This is a genomic window from Pseudonocardia alaniniphila (assembly GCF_022524485.1).
In the GTDB taxonomy this organism is placed as follows: Bacteria; Actinomycetota; Actinomycetes; order Mycobacteriales; family Pseudonocardiaceae; genus Pseudonocardia; species Pseudonocardia alaniniphila.
This window is the reverse complement of sequence record NZ_JAKXMK010000038.1, coordinates 39,205-59,035: the sequence shown is the minus strand read 5'-3', so window position 1 is coordinate 59,035 and position 19,831 is coordinate 39,205. Positions and strand designations below refer to the sequence as shown.

The following is a 19,831-nucleotide window of genomic DNA, read 5'->3' as shown; positions in this document are numbered from 1 at the left end:
CGCAACGTCATGTGCGCCCTCATCGAGACGAGGAACATACTTGGACAACATGCCGGCCCGTTGCCGGCCACGAACCGCTCCCTCCCCTGGTGCGTGATTCGTGGGAGGCGCTGCCCGAAGAACTGCGCCACGAGTTCCTCGCTCGTCGTACGGTGTCGACAGGGTGGGATCTCTACCGAGCTCAGGGCGTCGACGGCGTGGGCTGGGAGCCTCTGCGGCCGCTGATCGTCGTCGAACAGTCCTACCGGCATCTCGAAGCTGTGGCGGCGCGGTTGTTGCACCTGGGGGTGCAGGCGTGTCGTCGCCGTGCCTCGACCGTGGGAGAGCTGTACGCGGTGCTGCGGTTTCCCCGTGATCTTCCGCTGATGGATCCGGACCGGCCGCTGGTCGCCACAGAACTCACCCGCTACGCCCGCCCCGACTTTCTGATCGAACAGGGCCGACCGCAGCTCCTGGAGCTCAACACCAGCAATCGCCTTGCCGGCACCCGACAGTCCTCGCAACTGGCGGAATGCTATGCCCGGCTGTGCCCCGGCAGCGGCCTGTCCCCGCCGCCGTCCGCGGTGACGGCACGATTCGCGGCCCTGGCCCGAACACCACCCACCGACCACAGCCAGGGCATAACGCGGCGAGCGCTGATTCCCTCCTACTGGGCGAGCGACCACCACCACACGATCCGACACCACACACCGGGCCGCTCCACTCTGGGTGCGGTGCGCCGGGCGGGCCTGGAACCGGTGGTGGCCGATCTCGCCGACCTACGCCTCGACCCCGCCGCTCGACTGCTGGCCGGTGACGTCCCGATCGACGTGGTGCTGCTGGAATGGGGCGGGCACCGCATCAGATACGACCGCGGCGCCCTCGCCGCGCTCCGAGCCGCCGACCGCACCGCAACCCTCGGACTGTTCCCACGCACCGAGTCGTACCTGATCTCCTCCAAAGCAGTGCTCGCCTGGATCCATGCGGACGCGGCCGCCGGCCTGCTTACCGCACCCGACGAGGACCTCGTCCACACCCACGTCCCCTGGACCGCATGCCTGGGCCTCACCACCGACCCCACCACCCAACCGGACCTGCTGCGCACCGCCGCCACCCGACGCACCCGGTTGATCGCCAAACCCGTCTTCGGCAGAGCCGGCACCGGCATGCTCTTCGGCAGCCGGATCTCCGATGCGAACTGGCTACCCACGCTCATCCGCGCCGCCCGCAGATCTCCGCTGGTCCTGCAACGCCGCGTCGACCCCGACCTCGTCGCCATGCCCTACCGCGATCAGAACTCCGGCCGGCAGGTCGTCGCACGGGTCCCGTTCGTACTCAGCCCCTTCACCATCGACGGCGCAGCGGCCAGTATCTGGGTACGTCACCTGGCTCCTGACGCCCCCAACCGGGACGTGGTGATCGACACACGCCTCGGCGCCCACCCCAACACGGTTCTGCTCGCTCCATAGCCGCCTGGGACGTCGATTCGACACATACGACGGCCAACTCAGCCTCGTCGGTCACGGCCGTTCGTCCACCATCTCGGGAAGGTCGAAGGCCGTGACCGGTGGCGGGCTGTCGCATCGTTCGATCTCGACCAGGCAGGTCTGCGCGGCCGGGCACTGAGTCAGCCTCGAGGTGCCCCGGTCGGACGTAACGACGTTCGGGTTGCCGTGCTTCTCCAGCGTGCCGACCACGCCGGGCTCCAACGGGTCGTACCAGGCGCCGGTGGGTATCTGTGCCACACCGGGCAGCAGCGTGTCGGACCCGACGATCCGCACGCCGGCGATGAACGCGCCGCGGTCGTTGAACACCCGCACGACGTCGCCGCCCCGCAGATCGCGGCGGGCGGCGTCCTCGGCGTTGATCAGGATCGCCTCGCGACCCGACACCTTGGCCGCGCGGGACAGCGTCGAGTTGTCCAACTGGCTGTGCAGCCGGTGCGTGGGCTGGTTGGTGAGCAGGTGCAGCGGGTAGCGGGCGGCCCGCGGACCGCCCAGCCACTCCGCCGGTTCCAGCCATGTCGGGTGCGGTGGGCAGTCGTCGTAGCCGAACGCCCGGATCACCTCACTGACCAGCTCGATCTTGCCGGACGGCGTGTTCAGCGCCCGTCCGGCGCGGAAGTCGGCGAGCAGCGTGGCCTGCTCGGCCGGCATCGGGAACTCATAGGAGCCGCTCGCCCAGAACTCGTCGAACTCCGGTGGGTCGAACCCCCGGTGATGGGCGGTGGCTCGCGCCTCGTCGTACATGTGCCGCAGCCACTGCATCTCGGTCCGGCCGCAGTGGTATTCCGCCCCGAACCCGAGACGGTCGGCGAGCTCGCCGAAGATGTCGATGTCGTTGCGCGCCTGCGCATACGGCGCCACCACCTGCTGCATGGCGATCCAATGGCGGCTGTGTTCGGCCGCCGCGATGTCGTTGCGTTCCATCGTGGTGGTGGACGGCAGCACGATGTCGGCGAACTTCGCCGGCGGGCTCCACCACGGCTCGTGCACGATCACCGTGCCGGGCTGCTGCCAGGCGGTGACGAACCGGTTGAGGTTCAGGTTGTGATGGAAGGGATTCCCACCTGCCGAGTAGATCAGCTCAGTGGGCGGCAGCCGAATCTCCGTGCCGTCGTGCTCCATGGTCTCGCCGGGCCGCAACAGCAGTTCGTGAACCCGCCCGACCGGGATCTTCGCCGTCACCGGGTTGGGCCCCAGCGGCAACGTCGGCCGGGGAATCCCTGGCGGACAGGGCAGTGCGATGCCGCTCATGGCGCCGTGCCCGAGGCTGAACCCGCCGCCGGGCAGGCCGATCTGGCCGAGCATCGCGGCCACAGCGACGGTCGCCCACACAGCCTGCTCGCCGTGGTGGGCGCGCTGCACGGCCCACGCCGTGTTCACCAGGGTCCTGGTGCCCGCCATCCGCCGGGCGAGCGTCTCGATCGTCGACGCCGGCAAGCCCGTCACGCCGGCCGCCCACCCGGCGTCCTTGGCGACGCCGTCCTCACCGCCGGTGAGATAACGCTCGAACTCGGCGTAGCCCGTGCAGTGTGTGTGCGTGAACTCCCGGTCCACCACGCCTTCGACGACCAGCGTGTGGGCCAGGCCGAGCATGAGCGCCACGTCGGTGTTGGGCCGGATCGGCAGCCACTCCGGCGCGACCTCGTCCGGGACGTCGTGCCGATACGGGCTGATGCACACCACATCGACCCCGGCCGCGTGCGCCTTTCGGAACCACTCGGCGTTGTCGTGGTTGACCGCGCCACCCGAATCGATCTGCGCATTCTTCAGCGATGCGCCACCGAACATCACGAACAGCCGCGTGTTGGCCACCACTTCCGGCCACGGCACGACCAGCCGGCTGACGTCGGAACGCCCGAGAATGTAGGGCATGACGCCCAGTGCCGCGCCGAAGCTGTGGTTTCCGATCTTGTCGGTGTAGCCGCCGAACAGCCCGAGGAACCGCTTCAGCACGCTGGGGGAATGGTGCAGCCGCCCTGCGCTGGCCCAACCGTACGAGCCGCCGTACAGCGACTCGTTTCCACCCGCCGCCCTGGCCGCCAACAGTGCGTCGATCACCAGGTCGAGCGCGGTGTCCCAGCTCACCGGAACGAACGGCTCAGCCCCCCGCCGCTCCCGGCCTGCGCCGCCCGAGCGCAGGTAGCCCTCTCGCACGTAGGGCCGGTCGATCCGCAACCGGTCCCTCACCACCTCGGGCAATGCGGCCTGGATGGGCGACGGGTCGGGGTCGAACGGCACTCCGCTGGTGGACATCACCTCGCCGGTGTCGCGGTCGGTCTCCACCCGGTACACGCCCCAGTGCGATGCGGTCTGAGCGCTGCGAGTGCGTCGTGCGGCCATCGTGCGAATCTCCTGTCCGGCGGGGAATGGGTCAGCGGTAATGCATTTCTGACGACAGTCCTGATTCCTCGCTGTGCTTCGGCGACCGGGAGTCCCGACGCCCTCGTGAAGACGGGACGGCGCTCCCCATCTGTGACAGCGTGCCGCGATCCGGTGCCCGGACATCAGTCACCTGCGTCACACGACGAGCGGGGCGAACGACCGGATGAACGCCCGGGCCGGCCCGGGATGCGACCGGAACTTCCACAGGGCCAACCACCACTTCGCCGGACGACGATGGTCGGCACCGCAGGCCGTCGGCTCGGGGGTGGCCGCCGCTGGTGACGGCGCGCGCGGGCTCGAGCTCGGCTGACCTCGGCCCGGACCTCGACGAACCACCGTGGAGCCGAGGGTGCCGAGCGGACGTAGTCCGTCAGCTCGCAGGACTCGATTACTTGAGCGTCCCGGTACGGGCGTGGCCGAAGTACATCAGCTCCCAGATCGCCTCCTCGGTGAACGTCTCGACGGTCTCGCCGTTCTTGTGGTGCTCGATCGTCAGGGAGCCGGTGAAGCGCAGGTAGGCGCCGTCGACGCCGCGGAGGCGCGCGGCGATCTTGCGCCAGCCCGTGATCTGCTCGACGAAGGTGTTGGCGACCAGGTCGCGCTGCTTCGTGAAGGTGACGACATAGCCCTCGTCGCCGTCGTCGTAGTGGTACCGGGTGGTGCGGGCCACGGGCTTGCCGGTCTTCTCGTCGAGGTAGGTGTCGAGCGCCTCGAAGCGGACCCGCGACGCGTCGTCGGCGACGACCCGACCGTCGCGGGCGAGCATGAAGATCGGGATCGGCTCGTAGCCGTACTTCTCGTGGGCGGTGACGTACGAGGCGATCACCGAGTAGGGACCGGCCTGGCCGCGGGCCCAGTACCAGTCGTTGATGATCGACATCATCCCGACGTTGCCCCAGTTGTGGTCGTGGTAACCGACGCCGGTGATCTCGGTGCGCACGCCCGCCACCTCGTAGGAGCCGCGAACCGTCCCCTGCGGGACGGCAGGGAGCCAGGAGAACTCGAGATCCTGCTCCTCCCCGAAGACCACGTAGCCGGTGTGCGGGCGCCACGGGCGGATCTCGGCGTCGAGGGTGACGTCGACTCGCACGCCGCCGACGTCGGCCCGGATCTCGTAGTGGGCGAGGTCGCCGGAGAAGACGTTGCCGGCGATCCGGACGTCGGCGCGGTCGGTCCCGGCCGAGAACGACGTCGCGGGGAAGTCCTGGATGACGTTGTACTGGGGCCCGCCGGGCACGTCGAGGTTCAGCCGGATCATCGGGCTCAGCGGCTTGCCCGGTGTGGACAGGTCCTTCGTCATGAAGATGACGACGAGCGTGGCGCCGTCGTCGAGGTGGGCGTCGAAATACCACCACTCGTAGGTGCCCCGGCGCCCGTCGGTGCGGGCGCCGTCCTCCCACTCCGCGACGACGTCCGGGCTGATGCCGATGCGTCGGTAGTCGGCGTCGGTGCGGGCGATGCCTGCCTGCTGGGTCATGCTGTCCGTCTCCTTCGGGTTCTGTTGCCGGAGAGGACGACGCAGCTGCCCGGATCGTGAGGAGTCAGTTCCAGAGAGTCAGCTTCTCGGGATTGACGACCATCCGGACGTCGGTGATCCGGTCCGTCGTGACCTCGAGCGTCACGACACCGACCACCCGGCTCTCGGCCCACAACGCGAAGCCGAGGCCGTCGGGGGTCTCCAGTTCGAGCACCTCTGCCGCAGGGCTCTTCCCCAGGGCGCCGAGCAGGAATCGGGCCACCTTGTCCGAGCCGCGGACCGGGTGCAGTGCCGCCCTCACGAGGCCGCCGCCGTCGGAGCGGAGAACGACGTCCGGGTCCAGCGTCGTGACGAGCGCGATGAGGTCGCCTGCCCGCGCCGCCGCGGCGAACGCGCGAACGGTCGCGTCGTGCGCTGCCCGGGAGACCCGGCCGCTCCGGGTGCCGTCCACGCGCCGCCGCGCCGAGGTGGCGAGCTGGCGGCAGGCGGCGGGCGTGCGCCCCACGACCTCGGCGATCTCACCGAACGGCATCGCGAAGACGTCGTGCAGCACGAACGCGACCCGCTCGGCCGGAGTCATCGACTCCAGCACCACGAGCAGGGCCGTGCTGATCGACTCGTCCAGGGTGGCCCGGTCGGCCGGGTCATCGAGCGCCGGGTCGGTGAAGGCCAGGGAGGGCACCGGTTCGGGCAGCCACGGGCCGACGTAGCGCTCCCGCCGCACACGGGCCGAGCCCAGCACGTCGAGGCACACCCGGCTCGCGACGCGGGTCAGCCAGGCGCGGGGGACCTCGACGGCATCGCGCTGGGCCTGGCTCAGCCGGTACCACCGGATGTAGGTCTCCTGGACGGCGTCCTCCGCCTCGGCCACGGTGCCGAGCATGCGGAACGCCAGCGACAGCAGACGCCGCCGCTCACCGATCACCTCGGCGTCGATCTCCTGCGCGGTCATGGTGATCTCCCCTCCGTCACTGTGACGAAGCACGGTCCGGACGTCGGGCGCCTCACGTCCGGGTCGGCTGCTCCGTCCTGTGGGCATGCGAATCTTGCTTGCTGGTGGAACCGGCGTCATCGGATCCCGGATCCTCCCCGAGCTCGTCGCCGCGGGGCACGAGGTGGTCGCGACGACCCGGCGTGAGGACCGGCTCGCGCTCCTGGAGAGCCTCGGTGCCTGCGGGGTACTCCTCGACGTCCATGACGCGGAACGGGTGGCCGCCACGCTCACCGAGGCGGCGCCTGATCTCCTCCTGCACCAGCTCACGGATCTGAGCGGCAACGACTGGGAAGCCAATGCCCGGGTCCGCCGCGAAGGCACGGCGAACCTCGTGGCAGGTGCCACAGCCGCGGGCGTCGACCGGATGATCGTGCAGAGCATCACCTGGGTCTTCCCGGACGGCGACACGCCGGCCACCGAGGACGACCCGATCGTGCCAGGCACGGCTGTCGGCGTCATGGAGGGTCTGGCTCGCCGCCTCCCGCGCAGCACCGTGCTGCGCTACGGAATGCTGTACGGGCCCGGGACCTGGTACGCGCCCGGCGGGCGGATCGCGGTCGCGGTGTCCGCCGGCCAGATGCAGGCGAACCCCGCGATCACGTCGTTCGTGCACGTCGACGATGTGGTCGCGGCGACCGTGCAGTCCCTCGACTGGCCCGACGGGATCTACCACGTCGTCGACGACGAGCCCGCGCCGGCGACCGAGTGGCTGCCGGTCTACGCGGCCGGCATCGGTGCGCCCGCCCCGCAGCCGGTGCCGCTCCCCGAGGGTGCCCCCGTCGGCCGCGCCGTCTCCAACGCGAAGGCCCGGGCAGCGGGCTGGACGCCTGCCCACCCGAGCTGGCGGACGGGTTTCCCCCGGCCGCGCGGGTGAGGGGCCCGTTCCCGGTCGATCACCACATCACTCGGCCGATTGCGGCCGTCTCCGAACACCGCGCCACCGGCGCGGTCTGCAGTTGCAGAGCAACAACACGAGAATGCGTCGAAAGTAGGTACCTGACATGAGTTCTGCTGAGCTCGAGACCCAGATCAAAGTGCTCGATGAGCACGACATGTCGGAGCTCCCGTCGGCCGGACACATGATGACCGCGGTCGTCGAGATTCCGCCGAACAACCCGGGATCGCGGCCGCACCGGCATTCCGGCCCGGTCTACGGCTACATGCTGGAAGGCGAGATGATCTTCGAGCTGGAAGGGGATGCACCGGTCCTCATCCGGCAGGGCGACACGATCTGGGAGCCCGGCGGCGACCGGATCCACTACCAGGCAGCGAACCCCGGTGACGTCTGGGCTCGGTTCGTGGTCGTCATGGCCTGCAAGCCCGATGAGCCGATGCTGACCTACGTCGAGCCCGAGGAACTCGAGGCGCGCAAGCACCTCCGCCACCCCGGACCGGTGGTCGACCAGCAGGCGAAGCCGCAGCAGTCCGGCGCCGGTGACCGGTAACCCCCGACGGGTTCGCGCATGATCCGGTGGGTCGGAGGAGCACCCGGTCGCTCCTCCGACCCACCGGCCGCCGAACACGTGCTCGGCGGCTGTCGTGTGGCGGAAGCCACTGCGGTCTGCGACCGCTGAACCGGGGCCGGATGTCACAGACGGGGGACGCCGTCTCGTCATAACCGGAAGCCCGGTGACGCCAGGTCGCCTCCAGGACCAGTGAGGAGTAGCCATGCCCGTTGACCACTCGCACCACATCGACGACCCGAACCGCACGACGCCCGCGCCGCGGTTCGAGGTCATCAGCTCCGTGCCGGCTCCGCCGGTGCCCGATGCGTCAGAGGTGATGACCCTCCTGGTCAAACTGCCGCCGGGCAGCGCAGGTAACCCGCCCCATCGCCACACCGGCCCTGCCTTCGGCTACGTGGTTCAGGGCGCGATGATCTTCGAGCTGGAGGGCGAGCCCGAGCGTGTCGTACGCGCCGGGGAGAGCTTCTGGGAACCGGGCGGCGACGTGATCCACTACCAAGACGGCAACAATCTCGCCGACGTCGAGACCCATTTCCTGGTCACCATGTTCTGCGTTGCCGGCCGGCCGATGCTGATCCCGGTGAGCGCGGACGAGCTCGACGAACGCCGGTCCCGCCGCGCTCCTCGACCGTGACGCGCCCGCGCACGTCAGGAGAACCGGTACGAACCGGGATCCCGTAACGGCGGCGTTCCTTTCAGGAGGGGCAAGCGATGGCGATTCATCCGCGAGAGCTCCGGAAATGTCTGGGGCATTTCACCACAGGCGTCACGGTGATCACCTGCCGCGGCGACGACGAGGCACCCCACGGGGCGACGGTGAACGCGTTCACCGCGGTGTCCCTCGAACCCCCGCTGGTACTGGTGTCGCTGGACCGGCGGTCGAAGGTCTGTGGCCTGGTCGATTCGCGACCGTTCACGGTCAACGTGCTCGAGGCGGCGCAGAAGGACCTCGCACTGCACTTCGCAGGCCGGCCCAACCAGGACGTGGCGTGGGCGGCGGACGACGACTGCGGCTCTCCACGACTGGACGGGACGCTGGCGCATATCTCGTGCGTACCGTGGCAGCACTACGACGGCGGCGACCACGTGCTGTACCTGGGCGAGGTGCAGGAGTTCCGGATCTACGACGGACGGCCCTTGCTGTTCCACACCGGAAAATTCCACCATCTCGGCGGCAATCACGACCCGCTGCTCTGGGACGACTCTGCCGACGGACCCGGCGGCATTTCCTGGTTCTCCTCCGTCGGCTTCTGACGCCCGATTCGTCAGCGTCGGCACCACATTTCGGTCGCCGGCTGCTGTCGACTGATGTCTGAATCACCATGGAATGAGGAACGCATGACCTTGCAGCAGGATTCGGTCCCAACCCCCACGAGTGGCGAGGGCCGGGCAACCCGACCGATGACCGGCGACGAGTACGTCGAGAGCCTGCGTGACGGGCGCGAGGTGTATCTCTACGGAGAGAAGGTCGCCGACGTCACCACTCACCCGGCGTTTCGCAATGCGGTGCGGATGACGGCCCGGCTCTACGACTCGATGCACGACCCGGCCAAGGCCGACGTGCTCACCACGGCGACCGACACCGGCAGCACCGGGGTCACGCACCCGTTCTTCCGGACCCCGCACTCGGTGGAGGACCTCAAGGCCGACCGGGACGCGATTGCCGAGTGGGCACGGATGACCTACGGGTACATGGGCCGTTCCCCTGACTACAAGGCTGCGTTCCTGGGCACGCTGGGCGCGAACTCCGAGTACTACGACCCGTACTCCCGAAATGCGCGGCGCTGGTACGAGGAGTCCCAGGAGAGGCTCCTGTACTGGAACCACGCGATCATCAATCCGCCGGTGGACCGGCACCGCAACCCGGACGAGGTCTCCGACGTGTTCATGCACGTGGAGGAGGAGAACGACAAGGGTGTTGTCGTCTCGGGGGCGAAGGTCGTCGCGACCGGGTCGGCGATCACCCACTACAACTTCCTCGGCCACTACGGTCTGCCGATCAAGAAGCGGGAGTACTCACTGGTCTGCACCGTGCCGATGGGCACGCCCGGCATGAAACTGATCTGCCGGCCCTCGTACGCCCAGCAGGCCAACACCATGGGCAGCCCGTTCGACTACCCGCTGTCCTCGCGGATGGATGAGAACGACACGATCTTCGTGCTCGACAAAGTGCTGATCCCGTGGGAGAACGTGTTCAGTTACGGAGACCCGGAGAAGGTCTCGTCGTTCTTCCCGGGTTCGGGGTTCCTGCAACGCTTCACGTTCCACGGCGTGACCCGTCTGGCGGTCAAGCTCGACTTCATCGGCGGGCTGTTGATGAAGGGCTTGGAGGTCACCGGCAGCAAGGACTTCCGCGGCGTGCAGACCCGCGTCGGTGAGGTCATCGCCTGGCGGAACATGTTCTGGGGGCTGTCGGACGCGATGTGCGCCAACCCGACCGAGTGGGTCAACGGCTCGAAGCTGCCCAACGCCGACTACGGGCTGGCCTACCGCTGGTTCATGACGCTCGGCTACCCGCGCGTTCGCGAGATCATCATGCAGGATCTCGGCGCCTCGCTGATCTACCTGCCGTCGCACAGTGCCGATTTCCTGTCGCCGGAGGTACGCCCCTATCTGGACAAATACGTGCGCGGCTCGAACGGCTACGACGCCGTGGACCGGGTCAAGCTGATGAAGCTGATCTGGGACTCGATCGGCTCCGAATTCGGCGGTCGCCACGAGCTCTACGAGCGCAACTACTCGGGCAATCACGAGGGTGTGCGTGCGGAACTGCTGTTCGCCGCCGAGCAGTCCGGCACCGCGAACGCGATGAAGGGCTTCGCCGAACGGTGCATGTCCGAGTACGACCTCGACGGCTGGACCGTCCCCGACCTCATCAACCCGGGTGACAGTCAGGTCGTCGGCCTGCTCGGGAGGAAGTGAAAGAGAGCGACCTGACCCGACCGGCGGCTCACGGGCCTGGCCGGACGAGACCACCGAACCCGACCTGATCGGCAACAACGACGTTGTGTCCCAGCTCTGCCGCTGACGCGTATCCACAAGGAGGACACATGACCACGACCAAGCCAGACGTCAGCCCAACGGCTGCCGGCTCCGGCGCGAACGCCTCGGAGGCGGCGCGTGCCAGTGCCGCCCGCCACGGCCAGGCCGCGTCGTCGCAGGAGCGGTTGAGCACGGTCGCCCACGACGTGATCGACGCGGTGAACGCCGTCATCCGCGAACACAAGATCACCTACCCGGAGTTCCAGACCGCCAAGCGCTGGCTCATGGAGGTCGGTGAGAACGGCGAGTGGCCCCTGTTCCTCGACGTCTTCGTCGAGCACGTGGTCGAGGAGGTCGCCGCCGAGTCGCAGCAGGGAACCGTGGGCTCGATCGAGGGGCCATACTACCTTCCTGACCAGCAGCACTTCCCGCCTGTCACCACCCTCCCGATGCGCGACGACGAGCCGGGCACCCTGCTGGTGCTCGCCGGGCAGGTCCGCGACCTCGCGGGGGCGCCGCTGCCGAATGCCGAGGTCGACATCTGGCAGAACGCGGCGGACGGGTTCTACTCCGGCTTCGCCCCACATCTTCCGGAGGGATTGCTCAGGGGCGTCGTCACCGTGGACGAGGACGGGCGTTTCGAGATCACCACGATCCTGCCCGCCCCGTACCAGATCCCGACGGACGGACCGACCGGGAAGCTGATCAAGACCGCCGGATGGCACGCGTGGCGCCCGGCGCACCTGCACCTCATGGTCCGGGCCGAGGGCTTCCGTCAGATCACCACACAGCTCTACTTCGCCGGTGGCGAGTACCTCGACGGCGATGTCGCCTCGGCCGTGAAGGACGACCTGGTTCTCGACCCGAAGCCGGGCCCCGACGGCCGCCTTCGCGTCGATTACGACTTCGTGCTCGAGCGCGCCTGACCTTCTTTCCCAGGGTCGGCCCCGCACCCAGGCCGGGGCCGGCCCGCCCCCTGAGAGGCATTCGACAACGTGAGCGACGATCTGCGGATCGACCGCGTCGAGACCGTCCTGGTGGACATCCCGCTGCGCAGGCCCCACCGGTTCGCACGGGTGAGCATGGACGCCCAGCCGGTGCTGTACGTGTTCGTCCGCACCGCGGGTGGCGTCACGGGAACGGGGGAAGGCGTCGTTCCCGCCGGTCCCTGGTGGGGCGGCGAGTCCGTCGAGACCATGCAGGTGATCATCGAGCGGTACGTCGCCCCGGTATTGCTGGGACGGCGGGTCGACGGCATCGCCCGGCTGTTGCGGGACGTCGCCGACGTCGTCGCGGCGAACCTGTTCGCTAAGGCGGCGGTGGAGGTCGCGCTGCACGACGCCTGGGCGCGATGCCTCGGTGTTCCCGTCCACACCCTGCTCGGCGGCCCGGCCCGCACCTCCGTTCCCGTCACATGGGCGCTCGGCGCCGAGGCCGCCCCGATCGTCGTCGAGGAGGCGCTCGGCAAGCTCGACGCCGGCCTGCACCACTCGTTCAAGCTCAAGATGGGCGCCCAGGAACCGGCCGCCGATGTCGCCCGGGTCGAGGCCGTCGCCGAGAAGCTGGTGGGCGTCGCGGGCGTCCGGGTGGATCTCAACGCGCGTTGGGACCGGCTCACCTCACTCACCCACCTGCCGCGGCTGGCGGAGGCAGGGGTCGAGATGGTCGAGCAGCCTGTTCCGGGACATGACGTCGAGACGCTCGCTGAGATCAACGCGGTGCTGCCCGTTCCGGTCATGGCCGACGAGTCGTTGCGGACGCCGTCCGACGCGCTGCGCATCGCCCGACTGCGTGCCGCGGACATCCTCGCGGTCAAGATCACCAAATGCGGGGGCCTGCGCGCGAGCGTGGAGATCGCCGCGATCGGAGCCGCGGGGGGGATTCCGTCGCACGGGGCGACGTCGATCGAGTCGCCCATCGGCACCGCCGCCGCACTGCACTTCGCCTGCGCCGCCCCGGGCGTGAGCTGGGGGAGCGAGCTCTTCGGACCCTTGCTGATGGCCGAGGAGATCGTCGTCGAGCCGCTGCGCTACGCGGACGGCCGGCTCCATCTGCCCGACGGCCCGGGCCTCGGCGTCGACCTCGATCCCGACAAGGTCCGCGCCTTCCGGAGGGCCTGAGTCCGTGCTCTTCCACGTCACGATGGACGTCGTCATCCCCCACGATCTCGCCGCCGGGGAGCGAGTCGATGTCCTGGCCAGGGAGAAGGCCTACTCCCGAGACCTCCAGGCGCAGGGTAAGTGGATACATCTCTGGCGGGTCGTCGGGCGGTACTCCAACGTCAGCGTTTTCGACGTGGAGTCCTCCGACGAGATGCACGACATCCTGTGGAACCTGCCGCTGTTCGAGTACATGACAATCCGGGTCACCCCGCTCTGCAGGCACCCCTCTGCTCTTAGTGTCCGGTGACACCTGATCCGATGGCTGAGAGACGACCGATGGCGGCCACGATGGTCCATCCCGCCCCGGCCACCACCACGTGTTGGTACGGAACCGACCAGATCCCGTCGCAGTGGGGCCGCTCCGTGGTGGTGCTCGGGGTGTTCGACGGGCTCCATCGTGGCCACGCCCGCCTCCTCGACCACGCGGCCGAGGTGGGTCGGCGCCGACGCCGGCCCGTCGTCCTCACCACGTTCGACCCGCATCCGGCAACGGTCGCCGGACCACCGCGCGACACCACCCCACTCGTGAGTCTGGACCGCCGGGTCGAGCTCGCCCACGAGCACGGAGCCGATGCCGTGCTCGTCCTACCCTTCGGCGCGGCGATGGCCCGTACCCCCGCCGTGGACTTCGTGCACGACGTGCTGGTCGGGTCGCTGCGCGCCATCGACGTCGTCGTCGGTGCGAACTTCCGCTTCGGACACCGGGGGGCGGGCGACGTTCGGCTCCTGACGCACCTCGGGCTGCGTCACGACTTCACCGCCCACGGCGTCGACCTCGTCCCGGGCTGCTCGTCCACCCGTGTCCGCGAGCTGCTCAGGGCCGGTGACCCGGCTCGGGCCGCGGAGGTGCTCGGCCGCCCGCACCGGGTGCGAGGCCGCTGTGTCGACGGGCTGCTGCGGACATCGACCATGCTGCCCGCCCCTGGCCGCTATCGGGTGCTGGTGCGTGGCCACGAGACCGCCGCCGAGGTCAGGGCGGACGGCGCCGTACTCCTGCACGTCCCGCTGCCGACGGGGGAGATCGACGTGACGTTCCTGGACAGGGTCGAACCTTCTTCGTGAGTTCCTGCGGCCGGTACCGAAAGCCGATCCCGCCATTTGCCGCCGCCGGTTGATTGGTCCGTGAAATCGCTGAGCAAGTGGACCCCGGCCGACCCGCTTCCGTCTCGTACCGTCGTAGTTGCGACAGCTGAGTCGCTCCCGCCGTCTGAGCTCGCTCGACCTCGGCGGAAATTGGATGATCGGGAGAAGTGATGGCATATGTCGACGAGGACGTCCGGAGCGTCGTGGAACAGGCACGGCTGTCGTTCGTGGCAACCATTGATCCGGACGGCTCGCCCAGTCTCTCACCGAAGGCCTCCGTGCGGGTGTACGACGATACGCACGTCGCCTTCATGGACATCAACTCGCCGGGCACGATCGCGAACCTCCAGCACGACAATCGTCTCGAGATCAATTCCGTCGACTTCCTTCGCCGGCGCGGCTACCGGATCAAGGGCCATGCCGAGTTCCGGGATCCGGGCGATGAAGTCTTCGATTGGCTGCACGATTGGCTGCTCGGCGTCAACGGGCCCGGATATCCCGCGAACCGTGCCGTGCTGGTGCACGTGGATCGGGTGCTGCCCGTGCTGTCACCGGCATATACCTTCGGGGGAAAGGTTGAACAGGAGGTGACGGAATCATCGGCCCGTGCCTATGGTCTCAGCTGAAGAGGAAAGGACTGCAGATTGTTCTACGCTCGCGATGAAATTGAGGATGCGTGATGCGTGCCGCTGGAGTGCGCGAGTTCGGTGGTCAGGTCGAGGTGTTCGACCTCCCCGAACCCCGTGATCCCGGTCCGGGCGAGGCCGTCATCGAGGTCGTCGCGGCCGGGGTCGGCAACTGGGACGAGTTGGTCCGCACCGGGGAGTGGAAAGTCGGCCGGGAGGCACCGATGGCGCTCGGCGTCGAGGCGGCCGGCAGGGTGGTCACTGTGGGTTCCGAGGTGCTGGGTCTGACACCCGGCGACGAGGTCCTCGGTCACCCCGTGCAGCTGCGTGAGCAGGGCTGCTGGGCCGAGCGCGTCCTCGTGGACGCCGGTCTGGTCGTGCGGAAGCCTCCGAGCGTGTCGTGGGAGGTCGCCGGCGCGTTCCCGGTGCCTGCGCTGACCGCGGAGCAGGTGCTGTCCGAGTCGCTCGAGCTCGCCGAGGGGGACACCGTCCTCGTCCACGGCGCGGGTGGGACGACCGGTGGGCTGATCGTGCAGCTCGCCGCCCTCCGCGGGGCGCGGGTCATCGCAACCGCCGGACCGTCCAGCGCCGCCCGGGTGGCGGAGGCGGGAGCGGCCGAGGTGCTCGATTATCACGACAGCCGGTGGCCCGAGCTCGTCCGGGAGCTGACCGGCGGCGTGGGCGTCGACGGCGCGGTCAACGCCGCCCGTGGTGGTAGCTCGCACGCCGTCCTGGCAGTGCGCGACTGCGGCCGGCTGGCGACCATCACCGGCGATCCTCCGGAGAGCGTCCGCGGCATCAGCGTCTCCGACGTCTACGTGCGCCCGGACGCCGCGCAGCTCGAGGAGCTGTGCACGCTGCTGGGCGACGGCAGGCTGCGCCTGTCGGTCGGCGCCGCGTTGGCGCTGGCCGACGCGGCGACCGCGCTGGAGCGGGCCATGGCGGGCGCCAACGGCGGTCCCGTGGTGCTGCTGGTGTAGTCCGGAATCCCTGGGGCCGAAACGTACCGGCACCGGCGCTGATGCGCGTGAGCGCTCAGAGCCGGTGCCGGTCCCGTCTGCCACGTTCGTGCCGACCCCGAGCTGAGGGGTGACCCGGGGCCGAACGACGTGTCAGGCGGCCGCTGCCACAAGGGCTGGATCGGTGATCGGGTAGGGCAGGTCGCCCGGTAGCAGCATCTGCGGGATCTGCGCGAACCGCCAGCCGCTCCCGTTGCGCGTGAAGGTCCACACCATGTCGAAGCGGGCGCCCGGCCAGCGCACGGGTGGGGTGGGCGTGACGTCGCCGAGGTGATCGGCGATCTTGATGATGGCGCTGTGTTTCCAGGCCACCAGGGTGGCGCCAGGGCGTGTTATGAGCTCGTCGACAAGATATGCCTCTTCGCCCGCGGCATAGCGCGTGACGACGTCGAGTCCGAGCCGGGCGGCCACGGGTGTCACGGTCTGGACCGATCGAACGCTGCGGCCTGGCTCGTAGGCCGGGCCGTAGACGGCGTCCGGCCGGTACAACCCGGCAGGCGGTTCCGCGCCGTGTGGGGCGAACAGCGCGGCCAACGCGCCCGCGCGCATCCACCCGGCGACGGTGAGGGAGTGCTTGGAGTGCTCCCCCTCAGGCGTGATGGCCTGCGCCGCTCTAGATCGTCTCGGCTTCTCGGCGTGCCGGATGATCATGATCACCTGGTTGTCCGCGGCCGGCCCGATCATGCGCGGCCACTCGCTGATTCCGCCCATCACGCGGCCGCCCCTACGGTTGCCGGCGCCTCGTCGAGGACACGGCCCCGCTGCAGGTGCACGGTGCGGGTGGCGAGCCGGGTCAGCGCCGGTTGGTGGGTGGTCATGATGACGGTGCGGCCTTCGACCAGCCGGGTCAGTGCGAGCACGACGAGTTCCTCGGCGGTGTTGTCGAGTCCGGCGGTGGGCTCGTCCAGCAGCACGACGGGAGCGTCGACGAGCAGGGCTCGTGCGATGCCGACCCGTTGGCGTTGTCCGCCGGACAGTCCGACTCCGCCGGCGGCGATGGTGGTGTTCAGCCCGTCGGGCAGCCGGTCGGCGAACTCGGTGACGAGCGCGTCCTCGGCCACCTGGGCGATCTGCTCGTCGGTGGCGTCGGGCCGGCCGTAGCGCAGGTTGTCGGCCAGGGTGCCGGAGAACAGGAACGTGTCCTGCAGGACCATGGCCACCTGCTGGTGCAGCCAGTGCTCGGCCACGTCGGGCACCGACAGCCCGTCGAGCAGCACACCCCCGGAGGTGGGTCGGTACAGCCCGCCGATCAGTGCGAGTGTGGTGGACTTGCCGGCGCCGTTGCCACCCAGCAACGCGATCCGCTCTCCCGCCTCGACGGTGAGGTCCAGTCTGTTGAGCACCGGGCCTCGCCCGTAGTCCAGGCAGACGTTGCGCAGCTCGATCTCTCCGGCGACTCGGGCGGGCAGGCCCGCGGGAGAGGCGACGTGTGCGCGGGGCTCGTCCAGGATGGCCGCGACGCGTTCGGCCGAGGCCGCGCCCTGGGTGAAGCTGGGCAGGAGCTTGGCCAGTTGCTTCATCGGCTTGAGGATGTTCTGCAGGTAGTTGGTGACCACGACCAGGAGTCCGACGGTCCACCAGCTGTGCAGCACGCCGAAACCGCCGACGAACAGCAACACGGCGGTGCCGATCGCGGCGACCGACTCCAGCGCCGGGGTGAACCGAGCGCTCAGATCCACTCCGCGCAGCCCGATGCTCAGCACCCGGTTGTTGGTCGAGCCGAAGCGCCGGTCCTCCAGGTCCTGGCTGCCGAATGCGTGCACGGTGCGGATGCCCTGCAGCGACTCGGTGACGAACCCGGTCAGCTCGCCCACCGCAGCACGTCGCTGGCGGGAGTTCACCCGGGTCAACCGCGCATAGCGGACGGCCGTGAAGAACACCAGCGGCGCCGCGCACAGCGTGATCAGCCCGAGTTGCCAATCCACCGCGATCAGTACGGCGGCGGTGCCGAGCAGGGCGAGCACGCCCGGAAGCAGGACGGAGAACAGGTCGGTGAGGCTGCCTTCGATGCGCTCGGTGTCGGTGACCACCCGGCTGGTCAACTCCCCGATGGCCTGCCGGTCGTGGTACTCCTGCGGTAACCGCTCCACATGGCCGAACACGTCCGACCGGATGCGCGAGCTGATTCGTTCACCCGCACCGTTCATGAACCTGTCGCCCAGGTAATCGAACACCCCGGACGCGACAGTGATCAGCAGGACCGCGACCGAGGCGACCGCGAGCATGGCCACCGCCGATCCGCCGAACCACGTGGCCACGTGGTTGAGCGGGCCGCTCTTGTGCTGACCCCGAAGCAGGTCGTCGATGACAAGGGCGAGCGGCCACGGGGTAGCCAGATCGGCGGCAAGTTCACACGCCCGCATCCCCACACCGAGCACCAGCCACCGCATCTCGGTCTGGCCGTAGCTGCGGAAGCGCCACAGCTGACGCAGCGTCCCGATATCTCCCGGCGCCCGACCGCTCGCTGTTTTCTCAGCCGCGGCCTTGACGGGCCCGTGATCCGGCAGTGTGGAGACCGTGGGGGTCTGCGCGTTCTTTCGCCATCTCCCCACATTCGGGCGCCGCTGTCGCACCTCTTCGCATTGGACAGACACGATATTCTCCCTCAGATATTGCGCTTGCTCGTTAGTCACGCTGTTGCTCGTCGCCCGCACTTTCCGGTGCGGGGCCGGGCGCGTCCGACACAGGCCGGCCGATCGACGAATGCACTCCACGGGGGACAGGCCGGGAGCTAGCCTGCCTACCGTTGCGGCATGAAGTGCTTCGACTACGGCGCGGTGGTGGACGTGTGGAACCGGTGGGTCACGCTGCGATGCGGGCCCGGGTCGTGCTTCCTGCGTGGCTGAGGCTTGCTCGGCAGGCCGTCAACAGCCTGGTGGTGGCAGTGCTGCTGCCCTGCTTGCAGCGCGGGCATCGCATGGTCACCGTTCGCGCGAGTTCGTCCACGGCAACGGTCAGTTCCGTCTCACAGTCACGACACCAACGGTGTCGCGTGACCGGGTTGACGTGGATTCGGGAAGACACGCACTGGTGGATCCACCGGCCGTGCACGTGGCATGTGAGCCGGTCGTCGGCGTCGAGCCTGCCGGCGTCCTCGGCCTGGTCCTCCGCGGCCAGCCAGTGCGCCAGGGCATGGCCGGCCAAGGTGCGCACCTGCCCTCGGGGTACCTGCTGCTTCATGCCACTGCCCTCCCGACCCTCACCGGCCGACTCCGCCCCGAAGGGTGAGTGGACGGTCTTTTCACAACAACAGGATCGCCGTGCCGCCACACTCAGCGCATCACTGCCAGCGGTCGTCATCTTCAGGTGCTGACGGGAGCCCTCGGAGTAATGCTGGCAGGTATCCGGTCGTCCTGTTCGATCCCGTATTTCCCAATCGCCGCGTTGTCCAGGTCGTGACCGGGAAATCTCCGACCCGGACAACGTGGCGTGGACCACAGCATTCGCCCCGCCGCAGGCCAAAACCCGCCACGCTCGCCCAGCTCCGTTCGAAGCAACGCCGCCAGCGCCGTTCAGGCGAATCCGGGAGTCACGATCGCGTGGTCGGGCAGAGGATGAATCCGGTCCCGAGGGCTACGTTCGTGAGGGCGAGCGGAGACCCGGGCGCAAGCAGTGCCGAGGAGGCGAGCACCATGAACGACCAGCCATCCGGCAGAGGGCCGCGGCTGACTGCCGAGATCCAGCGACGCCTTGAGCAGGAGCTCGCCGAGCTGAGCTCGCGACGCCACGAGCTCGTCGAGGCCATCGGCGAGAACGATGCCGTGGAGGACTACGGCGACCAGGCGCAGCGCCTCGAACGCGTCGACGACCTCGGCAGGGTGACCGACCGCATCCGGGAGATCACCGAGGTGCTCGCGGGCAGGACCGAGCGGCCGGCCGCGAACGCCCTACCCGACGGCACGGAGGTGACCGTGCGGTTCGGCGATGGCACCACCACCACGATGCTGGTCGTGGCAATCCCCGAGGAGGCTCCGGATCCGACGCAGGCCGTGACCCGCGACAGCCCGCTCGGTCGGGCACTCGTCGGCGCCCGCGCAGGCAACCGGATCACCTATCGCGGCCCGGACGGTGAGATCGCCGCAGAGGTCGTTGCGATCCGGTTGCCCTGACGAGGATGGCGGGTAGCAGGTCGGTCGCGGGAGAACCGAACTGCGAT

The 19,831-nt window shown here is 69.1% G+C and carries 18 protein-coding genes; 13 read left to right on the top strand and 5 right to left on the bottom strand.

All coding sequences use genetic code 11. From position 1 onward, the window contains the following. Window positions 1–89: 89 nt before the first annotated feature. Window positions 90–1,448, top strand: coding sequence for a hypothetical protein (locus tag MMF94_RS35190; RefSeq protein WP_241041785.1), 1,359 nt, complete (start codon window positions 90–92; stop codon window positions 1,446–1,448). Window positions 1,449–1,499: 51 nt separating this feature from the next. Here MMF94_RS35190 and MMF94_RS35185 read toward each other — a convergent pair whose 3' ends face one another. From MMF94_RS35185 to sigJ, 3 genes are all read right to left on the bottom strand, one after another. After that, a complete protein-coding gene (locus tag MMF94_RS35185) occupies window positions 1,500–3,824 on the bottom strand; it encodes a molybdopterin-dependent oxidoreductase (RefSeq protein ID WP_241041784.1) in 2,325 nt (774 codons plus the stop codon). A 430-nt stretch (window positions 3,825–4,254) separates the two neighbouring features. After that, the gene (locus tag MMF94_RS35180) at window positions 4,255–5,343 is read right to left on the bottom strand and encodes a lipocalin-like domain-containing protein (protein ID WP_241041783.1); all 1,089 of its coding nucleotides are present in this window, start codon (window positions 5,341–5,343) and stop codon (window positions 4,255–4,257) included. 64 nt (window positions 5,344–5,407) lie between these two features. After that, the gene (gene sigJ, locus MMF94_RS35175; RefSeq protein WP_241041782.1) at window positions 5,408–6,295 is read right to left on the bottom strand and encodes an RNA polymerase sigma factor SigJ; all 888 of its coding nucleotides are present in this window, start codon (window positions 6,293–6,295) and stop codon (window positions 5,408–5,410) included. An 85-nt stretch (window positions 6,296–6,380) separates the two neighbouring features. On the opposite strand from sigJ, the gene MMF94_RS35170 reads away from it, so the two are divergent. From MMF94_RS35170 to MMF94_RS35120, 11 genes are all read left to right on the top strand, one after another. Beyond that, entirely contained in the window at window positions 6,381–7,211 is an 831-nt protein-coding gene (locus MMF94_RS35170) for an NAD-dependent epimerase/dehydratase family protein (protein ID WP_241041781.1), read from the top strand. Between the two features lie 127 nt (window positions 7,212–7,338). Next, window positions 7,339–7,782, top strand: a complete 444-nt coding sequence (locus tag MMF94_RS35165; RefSeq protein ID WP_241041780.1) for a cupin domain-containing protein — start codon at window positions 7,339–7,341, stop codon at window positions 7,780–7,782. A gap of 223 nt (window positions 7,783–8,005) precedes the next feature. Further along, entirely contained in the window at window positions 8,006–8,437 is a 432-nt protein-coding gene (locus MMF94_RS35160; RefSeq protein WP_241041779.1) for a cupin domain-containing protein, read from the top strand. Window positions 8,438–8,514: 77 nt separating this feature from the next. Then, window positions 8,515–9,057, top strand: a complete 543-nt coding sequence (locus MMF94_RS35155; protein ID WP_241041778.1) for a flavin reductase family protein — start codon at window positions 8,515–8,517, stop codon at window positions 9,055–9,057. Window positions 9,058–9,141: 84 nt separating this feature from the next. Continuing rightward, window positions 9,142–10,725 (top strand): 4-hydroxyphenylacetate 3-hydroxylase family protein, encoded by a 1,584-nt coding sequence (locus MMF94_RS35150; protein ID WP_241041777.1) that lies wholly within the window; start codon window positions 9,142–9,144, stop codon window positions 10,723–10,725. A 128-nt stretch (window positions 10,726–10,853) separates the two neighbouring features. Continuing rightward, window positions 10,854–11,711, top strand: coding sequence for a dioxygenase family protein (locus MMF94_RS35145; protein WP_241041776.1), 858 nt, complete (start codon window positions 10,854–10,856; stop codon window positions 11,709–11,711). A 69-nt stretch (window positions 11,712–11,780) separates the two neighbouring features. Continuing rightward, window positions 11,781–12,905, top strand: a complete 1,125-nt coding sequence (locus tag MMF94_RS35140; RefSeq protein WP_241041775.1) for a muconate/chloromuconate family cycloisomerase — start codon at window positions 11,781–11,783, stop codon at window positions 12,903–12,905. A 4-nt stretch (window positions 12,906–12,909) separates the two neighbouring features. After that, window positions 12,910–13,194 carry a muconolactone Delta-isomerase gene (gene catC, locus MMF94_RS35135; protein WP_241041774.1) on the top strand — a complete coding sequence of 95 codons (285 nt, stop codon included), beginning with the start codon at window positions 12,910–12,912 and terminating at the stop codon, window positions 13,192–13,194. 11 nt (window positions 13,195–13,205) lie between these two features. Then, on the top strand, window positions 13,206–14,009 hold the full coding sequence (locus MMF94_RS35130) for an adenylyltransferase/cytidyltransferase family protein (protein ID WP_241041773.1): 804 nt from the start codon (window positions 13,206–13,208) through the stop codon (window positions 14,007–14,009). 191 nt (window positions 14,010–14,200) lie between these two features. Beyond that, entirely contained in the window at window positions 14,201–14,656 is a 456-nt protein-coding gene (locus tag MMF94_RS35125; RefSeq protein ID WP_241041772.1) for a pyridoxamine 5'-phosphate oxidase family protein, read from the top strand. Window positions 14,657–14,709: 53 nt separating this feature from the next. Beyond that, the gene (locus MMF94_RS35120) at window positions 14,710–15,636 is read left to right on the top strand and encodes an NADP-dependent oxidoreductase (protein ID WP_241041771.1); all 927 of its coding nucleotides are present in this window, start codon (window positions 14,710–14,712) and stop codon (window positions 15,634–15,636) included. 132 nt (window positions 15,637–15,768) lie between these two features. Here the strand turns inward: MMF94_RS35120 and MMF94_RS35115 are convergent, their stop codons facing one another. Both MMF94_RS35115 and MMF94_RS35110 read right to left on the bottom strand, forming a co-directional pair. Beyond that, window positions 15,769–16,386 carry a hypothetical protein gene (locus MMF94_RS35115; protein ID WP_241041770.1) on the bottom strand — a complete coding sequence of 206 codons (618 nt, stop codon included), beginning with the start codon at window positions 16,384–16,386 and terminating at the stop codon, window positions 15,769–15,771. Next, on the bottom strand, window positions 16,386–18,269 hold the full coding sequence (locus tag MMF94_RS35110) for an ABC transporter ATP-binding protein (RefSeq protein ID WP_241041769.1): 1,884 nt from the start codon (window positions 18,267–18,269) through the stop codon (window positions 16,386–16,388). The genes MMF94_RS35115 and MMF94_RS35110 overlap by 1 nt, the downstream gene beginning before the upstream one ends. A gap of 1,038 nt (window positions 18,270–19,307) precedes the next feature. Here MMF94_RS35110 and MMF94_RS35105 point away from each other — a divergent pair. Next, window positions 19,308–19,784, top strand: coding sequence for a GreA/GreB family elongation factor (locus MMF94_RS35105; protein ID WP_241041768.1), 477 nt, complete (start codon window positions 19,308–19,310; stop codon window positions 19,782–19,784). Window positions 19,785–19,831: the final 47 nt, after the last annotated feature.